Origin of the sequence: Methylobacterium sp. Leaf85 (genome assembly GCF_001422125.1) — a bacterium.
GTDB lineage: Bacteria > Pseudomonadota > Alphaproteobacteria > Rhizobiales > Beijerinckiaceae > Methylobacterium > Methylobacterium bullatum.
Genome location: NZ_LMME01000032.1, coordinates 93,160 through 115,504 on the forward strand (window position 1 = coordinate 93,160; position 22,345 = coordinate 115,504).

General features: G+C 66.9%; 21 protein-coding genes and 1 tRNA gene. 18 read left to right on the top strand and 4 right to left on the bottom strand.

Annotated features, from left to right (window positions below; translation table 11 throughout):
• Nucleotides 1-148: 148 nt before the first annotated feature.
• From ASF08_RS18220 to ASF08_RS18280, 13 genes are all read left to right on the top strand, one after another.
• A complete protein-coding gene (locus ASF08_RS18220) occupies nucleotides 149-403 on the top strand; it encodes a zinc-finger domain-containing protein (protein WP_018044833.1) in 255 nt (84 codons plus the stop codon).
• A gap of 32 nt (nucleotides 404-435) precedes the next feature.
• Nucleotides 436-1,653: an FAD-dependent monooxygenase gene (locus tag ASF08_RS18225; RefSeq protein WP_056148145.1), complete on the top strand. Its 1,218-nt coding sequence runs from the start codon at nucleotides 436-438 to the stop codon at nucleotides 1,651-1,653.
• Nucleotides 1,654-1,690: 37 nt separating this feature from the next.
• Nucleotides 1,691-1,777, top strand: a tRNA-Leu gene (locus ASF08_RS18230).
• A 149-nt stretch (nucleotides 1,778-1,926) separates the two neighbouring features.
• Nucleotides 1,927-3,750 (top strand): phosphogluconate dehydratase, encoded by a 1,824-nt coding sequence (gene edd, locus ASF08_RS18235; protein ID WP_056148147.1) that lies wholly within the window; start codon nucleotides 1,927-1,929, stop codon nucleotides 3,748-3,750.
• A gap of 171 nt (nucleotides 3,751-3,921) precedes the next feature.
• Nucleotides 3,922-4,539, top strand: a complete 618-nt coding sequence (eda, locus tag ASF08_RS18240; protein WP_056148151.1) for a bifunctional 4-hydroxy-2-oxoglutarate aldolase/2-dehydro-3-deoxy-phosphogluconate aldolase — start codon at nucleotides 3,922-3,924, stop codon at nucleotides 4,537-4,539.
• Nucleotides 4,540-4,857: 318 nt separating this feature from the next.
• A complete protein-coding gene (locus ASF08_RS18245; RefSeq protein WP_018044829.1) occupies nucleotides 4,858-6,132 on the top strand; it encodes a dicarboxylate/amino acid:cation symporter in 1,275 nt (424 codons plus the stop codon).
• A 75-nt stretch (nucleotides 6,133-6,207) separates the two neighbouring features.
• Nucleotides 6,208-7,095 (top strand): amino acid ABC transporter substrate-binding protein, encoded by an 888-nt coding sequence (locus ASF08_RS18250; RefSeq protein ID WP_244474574.1) that lies wholly within the window; start codon nucleotides 6,208-6,210, stop codon nucleotides 7,093-7,095.
• A 98-nt stretch (nucleotides 7,096-7,193) separates the two neighbouring features.
• Nucleotides 7,194-8,699, top strand: a complete 1,506-nt coding sequence (locus tag ASF08_RS18255; protein WP_082473271.1) for an aspartate ammonia-lyase — start codon at nucleotides 7,194-7,196, stop codon at nucleotides 8,697-8,699.
• Between the two features lie 467 nt (nucleotides 8,700-9,166).
• Nucleotides 9,167-10,768 (top strand): porin, encoded by a 1,602-nt coding sequence (locus ASF08_RS18260; RefSeq protein WP_056148157.1) that lies wholly within the window; start codon nucleotides 9,167-9,169, stop codon nucleotides 10,766-10,768.
• Nucleotides 10,769-11,170: 402 nt separating this feature from the next.
• Complete coding sequence (locus ASF08_RS18265) at nucleotides 11,171-12,049, top strand: amino acid ABC transporter substrate-binding protein (RefSeq protein WP_056148817.1); 879 nt, start codon at nucleotides 11,171-11,173, stop codon at nucleotides 12,047-12,049.
• Nucleotides 12,050-12,077: 28 nt separating this feature from the next.
• A complete protein-coding gene (locus ASF08_RS18270; RefSeq protein ID WP_056148160.1) occupies nucleotides 12,078-12,800 on the top strand; it encodes an amino acid ABC transporter permease in 723 nt (240 codons plus the stop codon).
• A gap of 57 nt (nucleotides 12,801-12,857) precedes the next feature.
• Nucleotides 12,858-13,550: an amino acid ABC transporter permease gene (locus ASF08_RS18275; RefSeq protein WP_018044823.1), complete on the top strand. Its 693-nt coding sequence runs from the start codon at nucleotides 12,858-12,860 to the stop codon at nucleotides 13,548-13,550.
• Nucleotides 13,551-13,603: 53 nt separating this feature from the next.
• A complete protein-coding gene (locus ASF08_RS18280) occupies nucleotides 13,604-14,332 on the top strand; it encodes an amino acid ABC transporter ATP-binding protein (RefSeq protein ID WP_198290855.1) in 729 nt (242 codons plus the stop codon).
• 60 nt (nucleotides 14,333-14,392) lie between these two features.
• On the opposite strand, the gene ASF08_RS18285 is transcribed toward ASF08_RS18280, so the two are convergent.
• Entirely contained in the window at nucleotides 14,393-15,373 is a 981-nt protein-coding gene (locus ASF08_RS18285) for a substrate-binding domain-containing protein (protein ID WP_056148163.1), read from the bottom strand.
• A 156-nt stretch (nucleotides 15,374-15,529) separates the two neighbouring features.
• On the opposite strand from ASF08_RS18285, the gene ASF08_RS18290 reads away from it, so the two are divergent.
• The 5 genes from ASF08_RS18290 (at nucleotide 15,530) to ASF08_RS24945 (ending at nucleotide 19,499) form a co-directional block, all read left to right on the top strand.
• Complete coding sequence (locus ASF08_RS18290; protein WP_056148166.1) at nucleotides 15,530-16,225, top strand: ABC transporter permease; 696 nt, start codon at nucleotides 15,530-15,532, stop codon at nucleotides 16,223-16,225.
• Nucleotides 16,222-16,953, top strand: coding sequence for an ATP-binding cassette domain-containing protein (locus tag ASF08_RS18295; RefSeq protein WP_056148169.1), 732 nt, complete (start codon nucleotides 16,222-16,224; stop codon nucleotides 16,951-16,953). Before ASF08_RS18290 ends, ASF08_RS18295 begins: the two co-directional genes overlap by 4 nt.
• On the top strand, nucleotides 16,926-17,762 hold the full coding sequence (locus ASF08_RS18300; protein WP_056148172.1) for an extracellular solute-binding protein: 837 nt from the start codon (nucleotides 16,926-16,928) through the stop codon (nucleotides 17,760-17,762). Before ASF08_RS18295 ends, ASF08_RS18300 begins: the two co-directional genes overlap by 28 nt.
• A 120-nt stretch (nucleotides 17,763-17,882) precedes the next feature.
• Nucleotides 17,883-18,446, top strand: a complete 564-nt coding sequence (locus tag ASF08_RS18305; RefSeq protein ID WP_244474575.1) for a hypothetical protein — start codon at nucleotides 17,883-17,885, stop codon at nucleotides 18,444-18,446.
• 597 nt (nucleotides 18,447-19,043) lie between these two features.
• Nucleotides 19,044-19,499: a hypothetical protein gene (locus ASF08_RS24945; protein WP_162238973.1), complete on the top strand. Its 456-nt coding sequence runs from the start codon at nucleotides 19,044-19,046 to the stop codon at nucleotides 19,497-19,499.
• Between the two features lie 205 nt (nucleotides 19,500-19,704).
• Here ASF08_RS24945 and ASF08_RS18310 read toward each other — a convergent pair whose 3' ends face one another.
• The 3 genes from ASF08_RS18310 to mobB all read right to left on the bottom strand — a co-directional run bounded on the left by ASF08_RS18310 (nucleotide 19,705) and on the right by mobB (nucleotide 22,341).
• Nucleotides 19,705-20,406: a TerC family protein gene (locus ASF08_RS18310; RefSeq protein WP_056148175.1), complete on the bottom strand. Its 702-nt coding sequence runs from the start codon at nucleotides 20,404-20,406 to the stop codon at nucleotides 19,705-19,707.
• Between the two features lie 155 nt (nucleotides 20,407-20,561).
• Nucleotides 20,562-21,818: a molybdopterin molybdotransferase MoeA gene (locus tag ASF08_RS18315; protein ID WP_056148178.1), complete on the bottom strand. Its 1,257-nt coding sequence runs from the start codon at nucleotides 21,816-21,818 to the stop codon at nucleotides 20,562-20,564.
• On the bottom strand, nucleotides 21,802-22,341 hold the full coding sequence (mobB, locus tag ASF08_RS18320) for a molybdopterin-guanine dinucleotide biosynthesis protein B (RefSeq protein WP_056148821.1): 540 nt from the start codon (nucleotides 22,339-22,341) through the stop codon (nucleotides 21,802-21,804). The genes ASF08_RS18315 and mobB overlap by 17 nt, the downstream gene beginning before the upstream one ends.
• Between the last annotated feature and the right edge of the window lie 4 nt (nucleotides 22,342-22,345).

Below are 22,345 nucleotides of genomic sequence, written 5' to 3' on the forward strand. Positions count from 1 at the left end.
CCAAGCCTCGACGAGGCGGGCTTTTTGCTGGGCTTGGGGAATCCTCGGCGCTAGGCTTGAGGGCGACGAGCGGGTAGAGAATGGCCCGGACGGAGCAATGGTGCCCGGGCGGGGCTCGGCCCCGGCGGGACGGAGGCAGGATCGGGCGATGGCTGACAAGGCGGTGCCGCATTTCCATAACGACCTCGGAGTTGCCCTGATCGAAGTGGGCTCCAAGGAGTTCATGTGCATCGGCGCCAAGCCGCCCTTCGATCATCCGCACGTCTTCCTCGACATGGGGACCGACGACGAGATCATCTGCCAGTATTGCTCGACGCTCTACCGCTATCGCCCCGGCCTGAAGGCCGGCACGGCCGATCCGGCCGCCGCCGTCTGGGACGACAACGGCGCGAAGGCCGCCTGATCGCACACGATTCGCGAGGGCGAGATCCGCAGGTGTCCGACGGTTCCCATGGGTCCCGAGCCCCTCACGCCGCCCCCAGCCTCGCCGTCGCCATCGTCGGCGCGGGCATAGGGGGCCTGACGGCCGCCCTTGCCCTCGATGCCGCCGGGCATGAGGTGACGCTCGTCGAGCGCCGGACCGGGTTCAGCGAGGTCGGCGCCGGCCTGCAGCTCTCCCCGAATGCCAGCCGCGTGCTGATCTCCCTCGGCCTCGGCGCCGCCCTGCGCCGGGCGGCGAGCGAGCCGCCACGGGTGGTGGTGCGTGCCCTCGGGTCGGGGCGCGAGATCGGCGGCGTCGAACTCGGGGCCGAACTGCGCGGCCGCCACGGCGCGCCCTATTACGTCATCCACCGGGCCGACCTGCAGACGCTCCTGCTCGATGCCGTGCGCAGCCGGCCGGGAATCCGCCTGATGATGGGGCGGGACGTCAGGGGGCTCGCTGAATCGGACACCTCCGTCGAGTTGACCCTGGAAAGCGGCCAGGGCTCGCGATCCGAGACGCTGGCCGTCGACCTCGTGGTGGGGGCCGATGGCGTGCGCTCGACCCTGCGCGGTCATTTCGACGGCCGGCGGTTGCGATCCTGCGGCGAGGCCGCCTGGCGCGCCACGATCCCACGCGATGCCGCGCCACCGGAATTGCAGGGCGACGAGACCGGCCTGTGGCTCGGGCGCCGCCGGCACGTGGTGCATTACCCGATCCAGGGCGGGCGGAGCATCAACATCGTGGCCGTGGTGCCCGAGCGCCTCGGCAGCGAGGATTGGGGCCAGCTCGGCGAACCCGCCGTCCTGCGCGCGCAGTTCCCGGACGCGACCCCGGTTCTGGCCGAGCTCCTGACCGCGCCGGATTCCTGGCTGGTCTGGTCGCTGGTCGACCGGCCGACCGCGCGGCCCATGGCGCGGGGCCGGGTGGCCCTCATCGGCGACGCGGCCCATCCGGTCCTGCCGTTCCTGGCGCAGGGGGCGGCGCTGGCCATCGAGGACGCGGCCGTCTTCGCCCTGACCCTGCGGGCCGACGACGTGGCGGCGTCCCTGGCGGCCTATGCCGGCCTGCGCGCGCCCCGCACCCGGCGCGTGCAATCGGCCGCGCGCGGCAACGGCCGGACCTACCATGCGGGCGGGCTCGTCGGTTTTGCCCGCAACCTCGTCATGCGCCGCCTCGGCCCCGCCGGGATGGGCCGCCGCTACGACTGGCTCTACGGCTGGGCGCCTTGATCTCGGAGCCTCGCCTCGTTACCGCTGATCCCGCAATGCGGACGTGGCGAAACCGGTAGACGCACGAGACTTAAAATCTTGCGGCTGAAAGGCTGTGCGGGTTCGAGTCCCGCCGTCCGCACCATCGCCCGCACCGAACCGCGATGGCCTGAAACGTGCTGAGCCGATCCGGTCATTGATCGTACCGCGCGGCGACCGATCTATCGCCTGCGAGACGAGACCTCTACGTTCCTGACAGCAGGTGGCTTCGCATCAGCGAGGGAAGGATCTGCCATGACCGAGCTTCACCCGGAAGTCGCAGCCGTCACCGAGCGCGTGGTGACGCGCTCCAAGGCGAGCCGGCGCGCCTATCTCGACCTGATCGCCCGCGAACGCGACGGCGGCGTGCACCGGCCGATGCTCAATTGCGGCAACCTCGCCCATGGCTTCGCGGCCTCCGGCGAGGACAAGCCGGCGATCAAGGCAGGCCGAGGCATGAATATCGGCATCGTCACCGCCTATAACGACATGCTGTCGGCGCATCAGCCCTATGGCCGCTACCCGGAGCAGATGAAGCTGTTCGCCCGCGAGGTTGGGGCCACGGCCCAGGTCGCCGGCGGCGTGCCGGCCATGTGCGACGGCGTCACGCAAGGCCAGCGCGGCATGGAACTGTCGCTGTTCTCGCGCGACACCATCGCGCTCTCCACGGCGGTGGGGCTGAGCCACGGCATGTTCGACGGGGCGGCCCTCCTCGGCATCTGCGACAAGATCGTGCCGGGCCTGCTCATCGGGGCGCTGCGCTTCGGGCACCTGCCGCAGATCCTGATCCCGGCCGGGCCGATGCCCTCGGGTCTCGCCAACAAGGAGAAGCAGCGCATCCGCCAGCTCTATGCCGAGGGCAAGGTCGGCCGCGACGAACTGCTGGAATCGGAATCCGCCTCCTATCACGGGGCGGGAACCTGCACCTTCTATGGCACCGCCAATTCCAACCAGATGATGATGGACGTGATGGGCCTGCACATGCCCGGCGCCTCCTTCATCAATCCCGGCACGAAGCTGCGCCAGGCGGTGACCCGCGCGGCCGTCCACCGGCTCACGGAGATCGGTGCCGCCGGCAACGATTACCGGCCCCTCGGGCGCTGCGTCGACGAGAAGGCCATCGTCAACGCGATCATCGGCCTCTTGGCCACCGGCGGCTCAACCAACCACGCCATCCACCTGCCGGCCATCGCCAGGGCCGCCGGGATCATCGTCGACTGGGAGGATTTCGACCGGCTCTCGGCCGTCATTCCGCAGGTGGCCAAGGTCTATCCCAACGGCTCCGGGGACGTGAACCACTTCCACGCCGCCGGCGGCATGTCCTACGTCATCGCCAGCCTGATCGATGCGGGCCTGCTGCACGACGACATCCTCACCGTGGCCGGCGGGCGCCTGCGCGACCATGCCCGCGACCCGAAGCTCATCGACGACGAACTCGTGTTCGAGGACGCCCCGGCGGCATCGCACGACGAGAGCATCCTGCGCGGCCCCGCCAACGCCTTCCAGCCGGATGGCGGGATGCGGCTGGTGAAGGGCAATCTCGGCCGGGCCACCTTCAAGACCAGCGCCGTCGATCCCTCGCGCTGGACGGTGGAGGCCCCGGCACGGGTGTTCGACGATCAGGACGATGTCATGGCCGCCTTCAAGGCGGGCGAACTGGAGCGGGACGTGGTCGTCGTCGTGCGTTTCCAGGGGCCCAAAGCCAACGGAATGCCCGAACTGCACAAACTCACGCCTCAGCTCGGCGTCCTGCAGGATCGCGGCTTCCGCGTCGCCCTCGTCACCGACGGGCGGATGTCCGGCGCCTCCGGAAAGGTACCGGCGGCGATCCATCTGAGCCCCGAGGCCCTCGGCGGCGGTCCGCTGGGCAAGCTGCGCGACGGCGACATCGTCCGCCTCAGCGCCGAGGACGGAACGCTCCAGGCCCTCGTCGACCCGGCGGAATGGGAGGCGCGGGAGGGCGCCACCCCGCCGCCGCCGGCTTTCGGGACCGGGCGCGAGCTCTTCGCCTTCATGCGCCACGGGGCCGACGGGGCCGAGCAGGGCGCGTCCGCGATGCTCAGCGCCGCGGGATTGTAGGACGGTCTTATTGCAGGGCGGTCTTCCGGCCCCTCGGCTCGCGCGTGTCCCCGAGACGGGAAGCAAGGCGCGGGTCTCCTCTCCTGGAAGGAGAGGGGGCCTGTCGAGACACCTCGATCCGGGACAATCGAACGGACACCGTCTCCCTTTCACGACCCAGAGGACGATTTCATGACCACCATCGACGCGCTGATGCGCTCCGTTCCCGTGATCCCCGTCCTCGTGATCGAGGAGGCCGCCCATGCCGAGCCGATCGCCAGGGCGCTGGTGGATGGCGGCCTGACGGCCCTGGAGGTGACCCTGCGGACCCCCGCCGCCCTGGAGGTGATCCGCATCATGGCGCAAGTGGAGGGGGCCGTCGTCGGCGCGGGCACCGTGCTCAACGAGCGGGATCTCGACGCGGCGATGGAGGCGGGCGCGCAGTTCATCGTCAGCCCCGGTCTCACCGACCCGCTGACGAAGGCCGCCATCGCTCGCGGCATCCCGTTCCTGCCGGGGGTCGCCAATGCCGCCGACATCATGCGCGGCCTCGACCACGGGCTCGACCGGTTCAAGTTCTTTCCCGCCGAAGCGGCCGGGGGCGTCAAGGCCCTGAAGGCCCTCACCGGCCCGTTCGGGCAGGTCCGCTTCTGCCCCACCGGCGGGATCACCGAGGCGACCGCACCGGATTGGCTGAAGATCGCGCAGGTTCTCTGCGTCGGCGGCAGCTGGGTCGTCCCGGCCGGCGAGCCGCAGCCGGAAGCCATCCGCCGGGCGGCGAGGGTCGCGTCGGGCCTGCGCCCGCATTGACCCGCCGTATCGATCCGACGGAGCCTCGGCTCCGCATGGCGGCGCCCGCCGATTTGCGGACCCGTCCCGTCGAAGGGTGCTTGCGCGGCTAAGAAAAGGGAATAACCTCCTCTCGGATCGACATCACGAAGGACTTGATCTTCGAGGTCGAAGCACCGCCGAAAGTTCGCGCTCACCCCGTATTTGAGGTGATGGGCCGGTCGATCGGATCACCGGGCGTCACGACTTCGCGATGCGACGGTGCAAGGCATGAGGCATGTCGAGTGTGGCATGTGTCATGCAAGACCTAGACAACGTTTCTGCCGGTGAGGAAGTGCGATGCAGTCCAGGCTGACGACTTACATCTTCATCGGTATGCTTCTGGGCATCGCGGTCGGGTATCTCTGTAACATCACATGGCCGGACCCTCAGACGTCCAAGGAAATCTCCGGCTACATCGCCCTCGTCAGTGACGTGTTCCTGCGCCTGATCAAGATGATCATCGCGCCGCTGGTCTTCTCGACCCTCGTCGTCGGCATCGCGCATATGGGCGACACCGCCTCCGTCGGCCGCGTCGGCGGCAAGGCGATGCTGTGGTTCGTCGGCGCGTCCCTGTGCTCGCTGCTGCTCGGCCTGGTGATGGTCAACATCCTGCGGCCCGGCGACGCCCTGAACCTGCCGCTGCCGGATGCCGGCGCCACCACCAACCTCAAGGCCGCGTCGCTCTCGCTCAAGGAATTCGTCACCCATCTGGTGCCGAAAAGCCCCGTGGAGGCGATGGCCAACAACGAAATCCTGCAGATCGTCGTGTTCTCCATCTTCTTCGGCGTGGCCCTCGCGGCTTTGGGGGAGAAGGGCAAGCTCCTGGCCGAGGGCATCGAGGGCCTCGCCGACGTGATGCTGAAGATCACCGGCTACGTCATGGGTTTCGCCCCCGTCGCGGTGTTCGCGGCCATCGCGGCGACGATCACCACGCAGGGCATCGGCGTCCTCGTGACCTACGGCAAGTTCATGGTGGAGTTCTACTTCAGCCTCGCCATGCTGTGGTGCCTGCTGGCCTTCGCCGGCTTCCTGCTGGTCGGAAAGCAGATGCGGCGGCTCCTCAACCTGATCAAGGAGCCGTTCCTCCTCGCCTTTTCCACCGCATCGAGCGAGGCGGCCTATCCGAAGACCCTGCAGAACCTCGAGCGCTTCGGCGTGCCCAACAAGATCACCTCGTTCGTCCTGCCGATGGGGTATTCGTTCAATCTCGACGGCTCGATGATGTACTGCACCTTCGCGGTGATGTTCATCGCGCAGGCCTACAACATCCCGCTGACCCTCGGGCAGCAGATGACCATGCTGTTGCTGCTGATGGTGACGTCGAAGGGCATGGCCGGCGTGCCCCGCGCCTCGCTGGTGGTGATCTCCGCCACGCTCTCGACCTTCCACATCCCGGAGGCCGGCCTCCTCCTCATCATCGGCATCGACCAGTTCCTCGACATGGGCCGCTCGGCAACCAACGTCCTGGGCAACAGCGTCGCAACCGTCGCCGTGGCGAAATGGGAGGGGCAGCTGGAACTGACCGACCAGAGTCTCGACCGGGACGTGTCGCCCTTGGCCGAGCCGGCCTGAACCGCCGGCGGCATCGCTCGCCGCCGATCGCAACCCCTATGGAATGACGGGACACGGACAATGCACGCGAAAGGCATGAGGGCAGTGGCCGCCGGGGCCCTGGTGCTCGCCTTGAGCGCCGCGCCCGCTTCCGCCATCGATGTTCTCACCGGCACGCTGAAGAAGATCGGCGAATCGCGGGCCGTCACCCTCGGCTATCGCGAAAACTCGCTGCCCTTCTCGTTCAAGGACGCGGCCGGGCATCCGGTGGGATACGCGATCGATCTCTGCCTGGAGGTGGTCGATGCCATCGGCAAGGAGATCGGCCGCACCGATCTCACCGTGCGCTACGAGCCCGTCACCCCGGAGACCCGGATCGCGGCGGTCACCTCGGGCAAGATCGACCTCGAATGCGGGTCGACCACGGCGAATGCGGAGCGCCGCAAGCTCGTGGCATTCTCGCCCATCACCTATTTCAGCGCCACCAAGCTCCTGGTGAAGCGCGGCGCGCCCATCGGCTCCTATCGCGACCTCTCCGGCAAGACCGTCGCGGTCACCGCCGGCACCACCAACGAGGCGGCCCTGCGCGCGCTGATGGCGCGGTTGAACCTCTCCGCCACCATCGTCACGGGCCGCGACCACGCCGAATCCTTCGCCATGGTCAGGGACGGCCGGGCCGACGCGCTGGGGCTCGACGATGTCCTGCTCTATGGCCTCATCACCGCGGCCGGCCCGGACGGGGCGTCCTACACCGTGCTGGCGGACAAGCTGTCCTTCGAGCCCTACGGCCTGATGTTCCGCAAGGACGACCTGCAATTCGCCGGCGTCGTGAACGCCGCCTTCGAACGTCTCGCCGAGTCGCGCGAGCTGCGCTGGATCTACGAGCGCTGGTTCCTCAAACGGCTGCCGAACGGCGAGCGCCTGAACGTCCCCATGTCCGATGAGCTGAGAACGAATTTCCAGGTCATCGGGCTTCAGGACTGAGCCGATGTCAGGATTGCCGGCCCACGGCGCTTGACGGCTCCGCCGCCGCATGTGGCTTCGGCGGTACCGCCGCGAGCGTGGCGCGAGGGAGACGACCGATGGCGACGGACACGCAGAAGCCCACCGATGCGCCGGCCGAGAACATCGCCGTCGCCACCGTGCGAACCGTCGAGATGGAGGGCGCGCGGACGCGGACCGAGCACGATCTCCTCGGCTATGGCGAAGTGCCGGTGGGCGCCTATTGGGGGATCCACACCAAGCGCGCCGTGGCGAACTTCCCCATAACCGGCGTGCCGGTGGGGCACTTTCCCGAATTCGTCAAAAGCCTCGCCCTGGTGAAGCAGGCGGCCGCCCGCGCCAACCGGCGGCTGGGCTACCTTTCCGCCGACAAGGCCGATGCCATCGACCGCGCCTGCACCCTCGTCGCCACCGAGCCCCGCTTTGCCGAATCGTTCGTGGTGGACGCGATCCAGGGCGGGGCCGGCACGTCGACCAACATGAACGCCAACGAGGTCATCGCCAACGTCGCCCTGGAGCTGATGGGGCACCCGCTGGGGCATTACGCGGCGCTCCACCCCAACGACGACGTCAACATGGCCCAATCCACCAACGACGCCTATCCGACCGCCCTGCGCCTGGCCGTGATGTTCGCGACCCAGCCCCTCATCAAGGCCCTCGACGACCTCGCCTACGCCTTCAAGGGCAAGGCCGTGGAATTCGCCGATGTCCTCAAGATGGGCCGCACTCAGCTGATGGATGCGGTGCCGATGACCCTCGGCCAGGAATTCGACGGGTTCCACGCCACCATGAAGGAGGATGTGGCCCGGCTGAACGAGATCGTCGGGCTGTTCCGCGAGGTCAATCTCGGTGCCACCGCCATCGGCACCGGCATCAACGCGGACCCGCGCTATGCGTCCCTGGCGGTGGAGGAGCTGTCGCGCATCTCCGGGCACCCGATGGTGCTCGCCTCGAACCTCATCGAGGCGACGTCCGATCTCGGCGCGTTCGTGCTGTTCTCGGGCGTGCTGAAGCGCGTGGCGGTGAAGCTCTCCAAGATCTGCAACGATTTGCGCCTGCTCTCGAGCGGGCCGCGCACCGGCTTCGGCGAGATCCGGCTCCCGGCCGTCCAGGCCGGTTCCTCGATCATGCCGGGCAAGGTCAATCCGGTGATCCCGGAAGTGGTCAACCAGGTCGCTTTCCTCGTGATCGGCCACGACCTCACCGTGACTCTCTGCGCCGAGGGAGGGCAACTCCAGCTCAATGCCTTCGAGCCGACCATCGGATACTGCGTTCTCAGCTCCCTGCGCATGCTCACCGCGGCGGTGGATACCCTCACGAAACGCTGCATCGAAGGGATCGAGGCCGATCGCGAACGCTGCCGCTCCCTCGTCCATGGTTCCATCGGCCTCGTGACCGCCCTGGTGCCGGCTCTGGGATACGAGGCGTGTTCGAGGGTGGCCCAGCGCGCCCTGGCGGAGAATCGCCCGGTGGCCGACATCGTGCTGGAGGAAGGGCTTCTGACCGAGACCCAGCTCGATCACCTGCTCGAACTCGAGGCGATGACCCGTCCGTCCCGTGTGAGGCGCAACAATCCGGGGGCGTGACGGCCATCGCCGAGAAAATGACCCATCCCTCCGGCGCCGGTGCGTGGGCCGGCGCCGGACCGGGCCAATGTCCGATTCATGACGGTCCCGTGACGGTGCGAAGCACAAAAACTAAGCAAAGGGTGCGCTGGCGGGACCAACTGATCTCAATAGCGCCGCAGGATGCATTGGTTTTCTTCTCCCAGCCCCCGCTCTGCACATCAATCGGTCCCGGCGATGACATGGTTTGCCGCCTGACGAACGTTGCAGCGCCGCCACAGCAGTTCAGAACCGATGTGGCATTCGCGATTCCGAGTTGCTCGCAGGAACCCGCTCGCACAGAGTGAATACGCACTGGGGAAACCCCGGGGCACGGCCGGAACGGGGCACTCAAGTCCTGCCGGCTAACAAATAAAGGCAAACGAACGCCGGTCCATGCCGGGTTGAAGTTGCCTGTCCCTCGGGTCTCGAAGCTTTTGGAGATATCAATGAAGCTCTTGAAGAGCTCACTCCTCGGTACTGCCGCAGCCTTTGCGTCGGTCGCTGGAGCGCATGCCGCCGACCTTCCCGTGAAGAAGGCCGTGCCGATCGAATACGTCCGCGTCTGCAGCGCCTACGGCGCCGGCTTCTTCTACATCCCCGGAACGGATACCTGCATCCGTCTCTCGGGCCGCGCCCGCCTCGACATCGGCTATCAGCCGACGGACAGCCGCTCTGGCTCAGGCAACGGTGACACGACCGGCTATATCGGTCTCGCCCGCATCAACGTCGATGCCCGCACCCAGACGGCCTACGGCACCCTGCGCGCCTTCACCCGTATCCAGTTCGCCTCGCGCACCGGCGCCACCGGCGGTCTCCGCTCCGGCACCCAGGAGCGCATCGGCTCCGCCTTCGGTGCAACCGGCCAGGACCAGGTCGGTCGCGACCAGCAGTTCGTGAACACCGACAAGGCGTTCATCCAGTTCGCCGGCCTCACCGCCGGTCGCGCCTCCTCGTTCTTCGACTTCTACGCCCACGACTTCGAGTTCGCCGGCGCGACCCTGAACTCGGACGTCCAGTCGACCAACCTGCTGGCCTACTCGGCCAAGTTCGGTGAAGGCTTCTCGGCCACGGTCTCGCTCGAAGACCCGACCTTCCGTCGCAACACGGTTTACTCGCAGACCTTCGGTGCGGCTGGCGTCACTGGCGCTCCGTCCCCGGTCCTCATCGGAGTCGGCGCGACGAATACGTTCTCGAACTACGACGTTTCGCAGCGTAACCGCATGCCCGACTTCGTTGGCGTGCTGCGCTACGATGCTGCCTGGGGTTCGGCTCAGATCTCGGCTGCAGTCAAGGAAATCAACGTCCAGAATCCCGTTGGATCGACCTTCGGTATAGCTTCGGTTCCCGGTCTTGGTGGGGCTGCTGTGACTGGGGCTCCCGCCAGCGAGTACGGCTGGGCTGTCCAGGGTGGCGTGAAGATCAACACCCCGTTCATCGCTCCTGGCGATACGCTGTACCTGCAGGGAGCCTACGGTGAGGGCGCGACCCTCTACACGGGCTACTCGTCCTACAACGGCAGCTACACCTCGATTGCCAGCACCATCAACGGCGCTGCCTTCGATCCCTTCATGTCCGACGCCACTCTGAACCCTCTGACCGGCAAGATCGAAACCTCCACCAGCTTCACCGTGGTCGGTTCGTTCCTGCACTACTGGTCGCCTGAGTGGCGTTCGGCCGTGTTCGGCAGCTACGGCGAACTCTCCTTCGCCCGTGGCGCCCGCGCCGCCAATGCGGCGGCGTTCCAGACCACCGGTGCGACTGGTCAGTTCACCGGCGTTCCCGGCCAGACCTCTTTCGACGTCAGCCCGGTTCTGCGTGACACCTACCAGATCGTCGCCGGCGCGAGCCTGATCTGGTCGCCGGTGAAGGACCTCGATATCGGTGTCGAGGGCTTCTACACCAAGGTCGGCGTTCAGAACGGCCGCGTCGTGGACCGCACCCAGTCGAGCGGCACCGTCAACGCCGCGAACATCGCCTCCGGCGCCGTTCGCACCGTGACCGCCGACGACACCTACCAGGTGCGTATGCGCGTCCAGCGCGACTTCTAAGCATCGATGGTCGGCGGGATCGGAGCCATGCTCCGATCCCGCAAGATCATTCAAGATGTTCTGAAAAAGGCCCGGCTGCAAAGCCGGGCCTTTTTCATGTGCTGTTCCGGTCCGTGCTCCCTCATCTTCTCCGACCCGTTACGATTTCAAATGCGGGGCATTGTTTCGCCGAAATGGATGTTGGCCGCGCGCGCGGCACGCCGATTGCTATAACCTCGTCGAGCGGTTGACATCTCCGGTGAGGCCTCATTCACCGATTGCGATGGGCGAGACCGCTGCTACGTTGAGCCTCACGTGCCGGTCGTCCGATCGGCGAGAACCCCTCCGGGAGCCAGCCTTCACATGCATTTTGGTCATCACAGGTCCGCCGCTCTGTCGGCGGCGGTCGTCCTCGCATCGGCAATGGGCATTACGCTCGGCGCATCCGGTGCCGGCGCCCAGGAACTGACCGGCACCCTCAAGAAGATCAAAGAGACCGGCGAAATCACCATCGGCTATCGCGACGCCTCGGTCCCGTTCTCCTACCTCGACGGCGACCAGAAGCCGGTCGGCTACGCCTTCGAGATCTGTAAGAAGATCGCCGAGGCGGTGAAGACCAACCTGAAGCTGACGAAGCTCGAGGTGAAGCTCAATCCCGTCACCTCCGCCACCCGCATCCCGCTGATCGCCAACGGCACCGTCGATCTCGAATGCGGCTCGACCACCAACAACGTCGACCGCCAGAAGCAGGTCGCCTTCACCAACACCCACTTCCTCACCGCCACCCGCTACGTGGCGAAGAAGTCGGCCAAGCTCGACACGATCGAGGATCTCAAGGGCAAGACCGTCGTGTCCACCTCGGGCACCACCAACATCCGCCAGATCAACGAGGCCAACACCGCCCGCGGCCTCGGCCTGACGATCCTGCCCGCCAAGGATCACGCCGAAGCCTTCCTCATGGTCGAGACCGGCCGCGCCGCCGCCTTCGTGATGGACGACGTGCTCCTCGCCTCCCTGGCCGCCAGCTCCAAGGAGCCCGGTGCCTACGCGATCTCCAGCGAGGCCCTGTCGAAGCCCGAGCCCTACGGCATCATGCTCCGCAAGGACGACGCGCCGTTCAAGGCCGTGGTCGATGAGGCGACGGCCAAGCTCTACAAGAGCCCCGAGGGCAAGGCCCTGTACGAGACCTGGTTCACCAAGCCGATCCCGCCGCGCGGCATTAACCTCAGCCTTCCCATGAGCGATCCCATGAAGAAGGCCTTCGAGTCGCCGAGCGACAGCGCCGACCCGGCCGCCTACTAAGCCGCCGCATCGGAGCAGACGACAGGCGATGAATTACAATTGGAACTGGCGGATCTTCTTCGAACCGTCGCCGGAAGGCACCGGCACCTATGCCGATATGCTTCTCTCCGGCCTCTCCTGGACGATCGCCACGGCGCTCTGTTCCTGGATCATCGCCTTCTCCCTCGGCTCGCTCATCGGGGTGCTGCGCACCCTTCCGAGCCGGGGGGCCCAACGGGTCGGCACCACCTATGTGGAGCTGTTCCGCAACATCCCACTCCTCGTGCAGATGTTCCTCTGGTTCTACGTGGTGCCGGAGATCCTGCCCGGCTCCTGGGGGACCTGGCTGAAGCAGCTGCCGAACTCGTCGTTCTACACGGCGGTCCTCTGCCTCGGCTTCTTCACGGCCTCCCGCGTCGCCGAGCAGGTCCGCACCGGTATCGAGACCTTGCCGCGCGGCCAGCGCATGGCCGGGACGGCTCTGGGCCTCACCACGTGGCAGACCTATCGCTACGTGCTGCTGCCCAACGCCTACCGGGTGATCCTGCCGCCGCTGACCTCCGAGTTCCTGAACAACCTCAAGAACACCTCGGTGGCGCTCACCATCGGCCTGCTCGAACTCACCGCGCGGGCGCGCTCGATGCAGGAATTCTCCTCGCAGGTCTTCGAATCCTTCACGGCGGCGACGGTCATCTATCTCGGCATCAGCCTGATCGTCGTGACGGTGTCGAGCAAGCTCGAGACCCGCATCGCCGTCCCGGGATCGCGCTGATGACGGCGCGATCCCTCTCCCCATCCTTCGCGACCGTCAGACGGGACTAGAGGACCGATGTTCACGGATTTCGACTTCGGAGTCGTCCTCTCATCCTTGCCGTACCTGTTCGGGACGGGAATGGTGTTCACGCTGACGCTCACCGCGCTCGCCGCCTCGGGCGGCATCATCCTCGGCACCATCATCGCGATGATGCGTCTCTCCGGGATCACCGCCCTGGCGCTCCCGGCCAAGATCTACGTGAACTTCATGAGGTCGCTGCCGCTCGTTCTGGTGATCTTCTGGTTCTACTTCCTCGTTCCCTATATCGGCCAATGGATGACGGGCGCGTCGCGGCCGATCTCGGTGGGTGCCTTCACCTCGGCCCTCGTCACCTTCACCCTGTTCGAGGCGGCGTTCTTCTCCGAGATCATGCGCGCCGGCATCCAAGCGATCCCGAAGGGGCAGACGGCGGCGGCGCAGGCCATCGGCCTGACCTACGGCCAGACCATGCGGACGGTGATCCTGCCGCAGGCCTTCCGCAACATGCTGCCGCTGTTGCTGACCCAGACCATCGTGCTCTTCCAGGACACGTCCCTGGTCTACGTCATCTCGCTCACCGACTTCCTCGGCGCCGCCTCGAAGGTCGCCCAGCGCGATGGTCGTCTCGTGGAGATGTATCTGTTCGCCGCGGCCGTCTACCTAGTGATCTGCATCACCGCCTCGACCCTCGTCCGGCGTCTTCAGCGCCGCGTCGCCATCATCCGCTAAGCTCTCGAGGATCCGTCATGTCCGCCATCGATCCCCAGGCTTCGACGAAGCCGATGATCGCCATCGACAACATCAGCAAGTGGTATGGCCCGGTCCAGGTTCTCAACGGCTGTACGACACAGGTCACCAAGGGCGAGGTGGTGGTCGTGTGCGGCCCTTCCGGGTCGGGCAAGTCCACCCTCATCAAGACGGTCAACGCCCTGGAGCCGATCCAGAAGGGGGCGATCACCGTCGACGGCATCGGCGTCCAGGCCAAGGGCACCAACCTGCCCAAGCTGCGCGCCCGTGTCGGCATGGTGTTCCAGCATTTCGAGCTGTTCCCCCACCTGTCGATCATCGACAACCTGATGCTCGGCCAGTGCAAGGTGCTGGGACGGGCCAAGGACGATGCCCATGACCGCGGCCTGAAGCTCCTCGGGCGGGTCGGCCTCTCGGCGCATTCGCACAAATATCCGGGCCAGCTCTCGGGCGGTCAGCAGCAGCGCGTCGCCATCGCCCGCGCATTGTCGATGAACCCCATCGTCATGCTGTTCGACGAGCCGACCTCGGCCCTCGACCCGGAGATGGTCGGCGAGGTCCTCGACGTGATGATCGAGCTCGCCCGCGAAGGCATGACGATGATGGTCGTCACCCACGAGATGGGCTTTGCCCGCAAGGTGGCCAACCGCGTGGTGTTCATGGATCGCGGAGAGATCGTCGAGGACGCCACCAAGGACGACTTCTTCGACAAGCCGCGTTCCGAGCGTGCGCAGACCTTCCTGTCGAAGATCCTGGCTCACTGACTCCCAACCACGGGCGAGGGCAATCCATGCTCTCGCCCGTGCATTCCCGTGGCTAACGCCTCAGGCGTAGCCCGGCGTGGCCTCCGCCCGCTGCCGAATCGCTGCCGCGATCGCGTCCAGGCGCTCGCCGCCGACGAACGCCCGGACGGCCAGGAAGTAGGTTTCTTCCCCCAGCGGCAGGTAATCGAGCCCGAACCGCTCCGCGATGGCGCGGGTGCCCATTCCCACATCGGCCGCCCCTGACGCGATCAGGGCCGCGACGGCTTGATGCGTGAATTCCTCCGTCTCGTAGCCGCGAATGTCGCGCCCGCCGATGCCGGCCTCGGCGCAGAGCCGGTCGAACCAGATCCGCGTCCCCGCACCGAGCTGCCGGTTGACGAAGCGGATGCCGCCCGTGGTCAGGTCCGTGATGGTGGAGACGGCGAAGGGATTGCCCCGCTGCAGCATCAGGCCCTGCTCGCGCCGCAGGACCGGGCGTGTGAGGAGGGCCGGGTCGGCGAGGATGTCGGCGAAGGCCGAGCCCGGATCGGGCGTGGCCGCGCCGAAATGGAACCCCGCCCCATCGGCCCGCCCCGCCTTCAACTGCGAGAGGGCGTCCATGCTCCCCGCGATGGTGACCGCGATGCCGCCTATCTCGCGCAGAGCGTCGAGCAGGACGGAATCGTGGCTGACCGCGAAGGTCAGGGGGCCGGCGGCACGCCCGATCAGACCGGCGAGCGTCGCCTCCAACCGCTTTTCTTCTCGATCAATCATCTCTCCGCTCGCCCGCAATGCGCCGCCGAGCGCCTGATGGAAGGCGGCACCGAAGGGCGTCAGAACGCTGCCGTGCCCCTTTGTCTTTCGGATGACGGGCTGCCCGAGCGCTTCCTCAAGGATCTGGAAGCGGCCCCAGGCCGAGCGATAGGACAGGTCGAGCCGCGCCGCGGCACCCTGCAGCGACCCTTCCGTGGCGACGGCGTCCAGAAGCGCCACGGTGGGGGCGAAGGCGAGTTGCCGGCCCGCCACCGCAATGGTCCCGTCGAGGATCAATCCCACCTTCATAGGCAATCCGTTTCCTATTGAACTGGCAGGGAGAGGGATAGCATGAGGGGGTGAGAGTGCCTCACACAACTCCCGGTCCCGGTCGGCTCTTTCTCGAAGCACCACGGCGCAGCGGGAGTTTTGCGAGAGACATTCGCCGCGCACAGCACCGGGGCCATGTTCCAGACCCTCGAGGAGACGTTCAGACGGCTCGCCGCCCTCGATCCGGAGGTGGTCGCCATCGCCGGCCTGTCGCTGCGGGTGAGCCTGTCGGCGGTGGGGCTCGGCACCCTCGTCGGCGTGCCCCTCGGGGCCCTCGTTGCCGTGTCGGCATTTCCCGGGCGAAGGCTGGTCACGGGATGCCTCAACGCGGCGATGGGCCTGCCGCCGGTGGTCATCGGCCTCGTCCTCTATCTTCTCCTGTCGCGGTCCGGTCCGCTGGGGGGGCTGGGCCTCCTGTTCACGCCGGGCGCGATGATCGCGGCCCAGACGGTGCTCGTCGTCCCGCTCATCGCGGCCCTCGCACGCCAGATCGTCGCCGATGCGGAGGAGCATCTCGGCGAGCAGCTTCGCTCCCTCGGCCTCGGACCCGCCCGGCGGGCCGCGATCCTGATCTACGATACGCGCTTCTCCCTGGTGACGGCGGTCCTCGCCGCCTTCGGCCGCGCCATCTCGGAGATCGGGGCCGTCCTCGTCGTCGGCGGCAATATCGACGGGCATACCCGCACCATGACGACGGCGATCTCCCTGGAGACGCAGAAGGGAGACCTGCCCCTCGCCTTGGCCCTCGGCCTCGTTCTCATCGCCATCGTCCTCGTCGTCAGCGCGACCGCCACGCTGCTCCGCTCCCATGCCATGCGGGCCTACGGATGAGCACGGCACTCCCCATCGTCATCGAAGGTTTGCGCTACCGGGTGGGAGACATGCCCATCCTCAACGGCATCGACATGTCGGTGACGTCCTCCGGCATCACGGCGATCGTCGGTGCGAACGGCGCCGGTAAGAGCGTGCTCCTGCGCCTCATCGACGGATTGCTGGCGCCGACGGGGGGGACGATCCGCATCGGGCCATCCGACCGTCCTCCTCCGAGCACCGCCTTCGTATTCCAGCGGCCCGGCCTCGTCCGTGCGAGTGCCGCCGCCAACGTGGCCCTGGCTCTCGCGCCGCTCGGCCTCGGCGCGGGCGAGCGGGCGGAGCGCGTGCGGGCCGCTCTCCGCCATGTGGGACTCGCCGAGCGGGCCGGCGCTCCGGCCACCCGCCTGTCGGGGGGCGAGCAGCAGCGCCTCGCCCTCGCGCGGGCCTGGGCGCGGGCGCCCGATCTCCTCCTGCTCGACGAGCCCACCGCCAATCTCGATCCGGCCTCGTCCCACGTCATCGAGGATCTCGTGGCGTCGATGGCGGTGGCCGGCACGAAGGTCGTCCTCGTCTCGCACAATCTCGGTCAGGTCATGCGTCTGGCCGAGGATGTGGTCGTCCTCGCCGCCGGCCTCGCCGTCGAGCACGGGCCCGTGCGCACCACCCTGTCATCCCCCCGTTCGCCGCAGGCGCGGGCCTATCTCACCGGAGAAATGCCATGGACCTCCTTCGCCGCTCTCTCCTGAGCTTCTGCCTCCTCGTCGCCGTCTCCGGATTGTCGTCCGCACCGGGTGTCGCCGAGCCCGCCGAAAGCATCACGGTGGCCTCGACCACCTCCACCGAGCAATCGGGCCTGTTCAAGGAGTTGCTGCCCCAGTTCACGCAAGCCAGCGGCATCGGCGTGAAGGTGGTCGCCCTCGGCACCGGGCAGGCCCTCGATGCGGCCCGACGCGGGGATGCCGATGTGGCCCTCGTCCACGACACCGCCGCCGAAGAGAAGTTCGTCGGCGAGGGGTGGAGCACGAAGCGCTATCCCGTGATGTACAACGACTTCGTCATCGTCGGCCCGAAGGACGATCCGGCCGGCGCGGCCGGCGCCAGCGTCGTCGAGGCCCTGCGCAAGATCGCCGCCGCCAAGGCGCCCTTCGTCTCGCGTGGCGACCGCTCGGGCACCCATAGCGCCGAGCTGCGCTACTGGAAGGAGGCCGGCCTCGATCTCGGCGCCGTGCGCGGCGATTGGTACAAGGATGTGGGCCAGGGGATGGGGCCGGCGCTCAACACCGCCTCGGCCGCCAATGCCTACGTCCTCAGTGACCGGGGCACGTGGCTGTCGTTCAAGAACCGGGGCGACCTCAAGATCCTGGTGGAAGGCGACAAGCGCCTCTTCAACCAATACGGCGTGATGGTCGTGAACCCGGAAAAACATCCGCATGTGAAGGCGAAGGCGGCGCAGGCCTTCGTGGATTGGCTCGTCTCGGCCCCGGGCCAGGCGGCCATCGCGGCCTACCGGATCGGTGGGGAGCAGCTCTTCTTTCCCAATGCGGAATCCCGATGACGGCCGGTCCCCGACGAACGGGCGCGCCGCGCCGCCCTTGACACCTTCCGCGTGCCGCGCACCTTCCTTGGTCAATCGCGCCGTTGCAGCTGCGGCGGCTGGCCTCGGGAGGGCCGTGTCATGATGGGTTCGGGTATCAGAGGATTGTCCATCGTCGCCGTGACGGCGGCGATGGCGATGGTTCCGGCAATCGCCTCGGCCGAATCGGCGGGCAAGCCGGCCAATATCTGCAAGGAACTTACGGCGTTCCTGCATCCGCCGGCTCAGCCGGCCGCGTCCGGTTCGGCCACGGCCCAGACGAGCACGGCCGTCACCGCTCCGGGCTCCGGATCGCAGAAACCCTCCGGCAGCGAGACGCAGAAGGATTCGGGCCTGAGCGGTCCGACGGCCTCCAACGGTCCCGGTGCCTCCGGTCCCCAGGGGGCGACCCAGAACACCGCGGCCCCCTCGGGCGCGTCGGCCCAGGCTCCAGCCCCCGCTGCCGCCCCCGCCGCTCCGGCAGCACCGCCGCCGAAGACGCCGAGTGCCGCCTTCATCGAACAGGGCGATGCCGCCGCCGGTGCCAACGACATCGCCGGGTGCCAGCGGGTCGCCCGGATGATCCGCCGCGACGGCGTCGTCATGCCGTCACCGCTCATGTCGCTGGCCGCCCTCGATCTGAAGTATCTCGAAGCGGCGCGGTAAGTCCGATCTCATCTCGACGACGAGAAACGGCCCCTTGCGAGGGGCCGTTTCGCGTTGGTCACCGGCTTCGCAGCCTGTTCGACCCGATGCGTCTGCGAATGCTCGTGCCAGAGTCGACCATCCGCCAAAGTCGATCATTCCAACCCATCACCTCATCCTGAGGTGCCCGCGTCAGCGGGCCTCGAAGGAGGCCTCCAGAAGCCGCTTCGATATCTGAAGCCCTCCTTCGAGGCCGCTGCGCGGCACCTCAGGATGAGGTAAAATCTTGGAAATACACCTGAAACCAGTGGTAAAAATCTGACGTTCGGTGCCCGCCGCCGGGGCTGCTCACGACCCTTCACAGACTCCTAGAAGGTCCGCTTCGGGGCAGCTTGGTGGCCGATGTCCGGGTCGGGTGGTTTTCGGCTGGGCTGCTTCTGAGTGAAGCGGCATCTGAGGCGACATCGCCCTCCTGCTGCCCGCGCACGACCGTGAGAAGACATTCATGAAGGTTGTGGTTCGTTGTTGAGACGACTCAGCCGAGAGCGGTCTGACCATATCTCGCACCCATGCTGAAAGGCGGTTGCATTTTTCCGCGTCCCCGAAAATAGGAAAGTCATGTCGAGCGAGCGAATGATGCCAGCATTGTTGATAGCAAAACCCGCTCTCGTATCGTTATTATTTATTTGTGTTTTCGTTCCGCCGCCAGTCAATAAGATATTAGTAGCCCTCGATACGCTTATACTTTGGCCGATAATCATACTATTTGTATGTTTAGCATATAAACAAGCCGCAAAAGGCAAGCCGATTATGGAATTTAAAAAGAATTTTAACCCGAAACACTCAATATTGATTATAATATTTGTTGTTGTTTATCTTGGATTTTTTGTATTGCTCAGTCTTGTGGGGTTTTTGGTTGGAGTAATGATGCCTTTCTTGAGAGATAAAGCTTACGATCTGGAAGGCGCCAAACTAATATCTACTTGCGCGATAATGGCATTTCTCTGCTCAAATTTTATCGCGACCTACTTCGGCCTTAGACGCTATCACAGGCAGCTTCGGCCACGGGGATAGTAGACGCTGGTTCCATTTCTCAACGAGAGTCGTAAACGCCAGACTGCCGAAGAATGGCCGCTTCCGGGAAAATGCAAAAGCTGTCGGGGCGACCGTGTTGGGTCGGAGGTGGAACGTCCGATTCAAGGCCAAGGGGCAGGGTCCGCTCACCACCCATCGGTAACGCTCAGGGCGGGTCCCATCCGTCAGGTTTTGACTGCTCGCCTCAACGACGGCCCTGATCGCCGATCGGCTCGGGCGATGCGGTCGCCCGTTTCCAGATGAACGCCACGGCGACGACGAGCACGGCGCAGATCGCGGCGGCGGCTTGGTGCGCGTGGGGCACGGAGGCCACGTGTTCGGCGATGTAGGGATCGGTGACGATCATCTCGCCGGCGATCCAGCCGAGGAGCGCGGCACCCGCCCAGATGACCAGGGGAAACCGCTTCAGCAGCGTCGTGATGAGGGATGCGCCCGCCACGATGAGCGGGATCGACAGCAGCAGGCCGAAGACGAACAGCGAGACCTCGCCCTTCGCTACGGCGGCGATGGCGACCACGTTGTCGAGGCTCATGACCGCGTCGGCGATGGCAATGGTCCGCACCGCCTTCCACAGGGTCGCGCTGTCTCCGACCGCGTGACCCTCCTCGTCTTCGCCCAGCGCGAGCTTCACGGCGATCCAGAGGAGCAGGAGCCCGCCGCCGATCCGCAGGAACGGCACCGCCAGCAGATAGGTGATGACGACGGCGAACAGGATGCGCAGCCCCACGGCCGTCCCCGCGCCGAGGAGGATGCCGGTCCGGCGTTGCTCGGGGGGCAGGGATCGGCAGGCCATGGCGATGACGACCGCGTTGTCGCCGGAGAGGAGCAGGTCGATCCAGACGATCTGCAGCACCGAGACGAGGAAGTGCGAGTCGAGAAAGTCCATCGGCGCTTTCGGTCGGGTCGGGGTGGCAATGGAGACAGGTGAGCGGCCCCCCCGCTCGAAAGCGGATCGACCTCGGCCATGACCCGGCACATCGTGCCGGAGCCAGTGCAATGCAAGCGTCGGTCACGCTCTGCGCGATGGCGACGGGAGATTCCCTATCGGTACAGCACGACGTGCGGATAGACCTCGATCGTGTCGCCGGGCTCGATCGTGGTCACCTCGTCGTGGAGCGCCGCCAGCCCGTCGCTGCCCGTGAGCGAGGTGAGGAGGCCGGCCCCGTCCCGGGGGAACTTCACCGCCTCCAACCCGCCATCGGCGACGCGCCTCAGGCCGACGCGCACGAATTCGCGGCGGCCGGCCTTCTTGCGATAGGCGAAGGTGGAGCGGACCGGGATCGCGAGGGGTGCGTCGAGACGTTCGCCGCCCAGGCGCGCCAGCAGGGGGCGCACCACGAAGAGCAGGGTCACGTAGGCGGCCACGGGATTGCCCGGCAACCCGACGAAGGGCGTGCCCCGCACGACGCCCATGGCCACCGGACGGCCCGGCTTGATGCCGAGACGCCAGAACACCAGGCTGCCGACACTCTCCACCGCCGGTTTCACGTGGTCCTCCTCGCCGGTGGAGACGCCGCCGGAGGTGAGGAGGAGATCGTGGGCGGACGCCGCCTCGGCGAGGTGGGCTGCGAGAACAGCCCGGTCGTCGCGCAGGATTCCGAGGTCGCTCACCTGCGCGCCGAGGCGCTTCAGCAGGGCGACCAGCATCACCCGGTTGGAATCGTGGATCGCCCCCGGCGCCAGGACGGCCCCCGGTTCGGCGAGTTCGTCGCCGGTGGAGAACACCGCCACCTTGAGACGGCGGCGGACGGCCAGGGACGAGCGGCCGGTGGCGGCGGCTAAAGCCACGTCCTGCGGCGAGAGGCGCCGCCCGGCGGTGACGATGGTGCCGCCCTTGGGTACGTCCTCGCCGGCGAGCCGGCGGTTCGCCCCGCGCTTCAGGCCCGGCGGCAAGACGATGCCGGTCCCCTCCAGCGTCACGTCCTCCTGCATGAAGACCGTGTCGGCGCCGCCCGGCATCCGCGCGCCGGTGAAGATGCGGACCGCGCTCGGGCCGCCCGCCATCGTCAGTCCGGCTTGGCCGGCGGCGACCCGGCCTTCGACGATCATCCGCGTCTCAGCCGAAGGGGCGAGGTCGGCATGGCGCACGGCGTAGCCGTCCACCGCCGAATTGTCGAAGGGCGGCAGGTCGATCCCGGCGGTCACGTCCTCCGCCGCGACGCGTCCGTCCGCCTCGTGCAGCGGCACGGTCTCGATCCCGGCCAGGACGGGAAGCCGCTCCGCGATCAGCGCGAGGGCGTCGTCGACGCTCATCAATCGTCCGCCGAAGGCGAAGCAATCGTCAGTCAGCTGCGCCATGGCCTTCGATCCTGTTCAGGATGGCATCGACCGGTTCCGCCAGGGACGCGACGAGATCGGCGATGGCCGCCACGTCGTCGAGATCGACCACGGGGATCCCCGCATCGGGGAACGCCCGGTCGCTGGCGATGGCGACGATGTTCTCGTCCTGCGGATGAAGCGGCGGACGGCCGTTGGCGTTCCGATGGATTTCGATCTTTGGATGGCCCTCGCGCTTGAAGCCCTCCACCAGCACGAGATCGCAGGGGCCGAGACGGCGCAGCAACTCGGCGAGGCTCGCCTCTTCGCCGTCGCGCACCTCGTGCATCTGCACCCACCGGACGGCGGACGAGATCAGCACCTCCGACGCGCCCGCCTGGCGATGCCGGTACGAATCCTTGCCCGGCTGATCCACGTCGAAGGCGTGATGCGCGTGCTTGATGGTGGAGACCGTCAACCCACGGGCGATCAGCGCGGGGATGAGCTTGGCGAGCAGGGTGGTCTTGCCCGCCCCGCTCCAGCCGGCAAGGCCCATGACCCGCATGGCG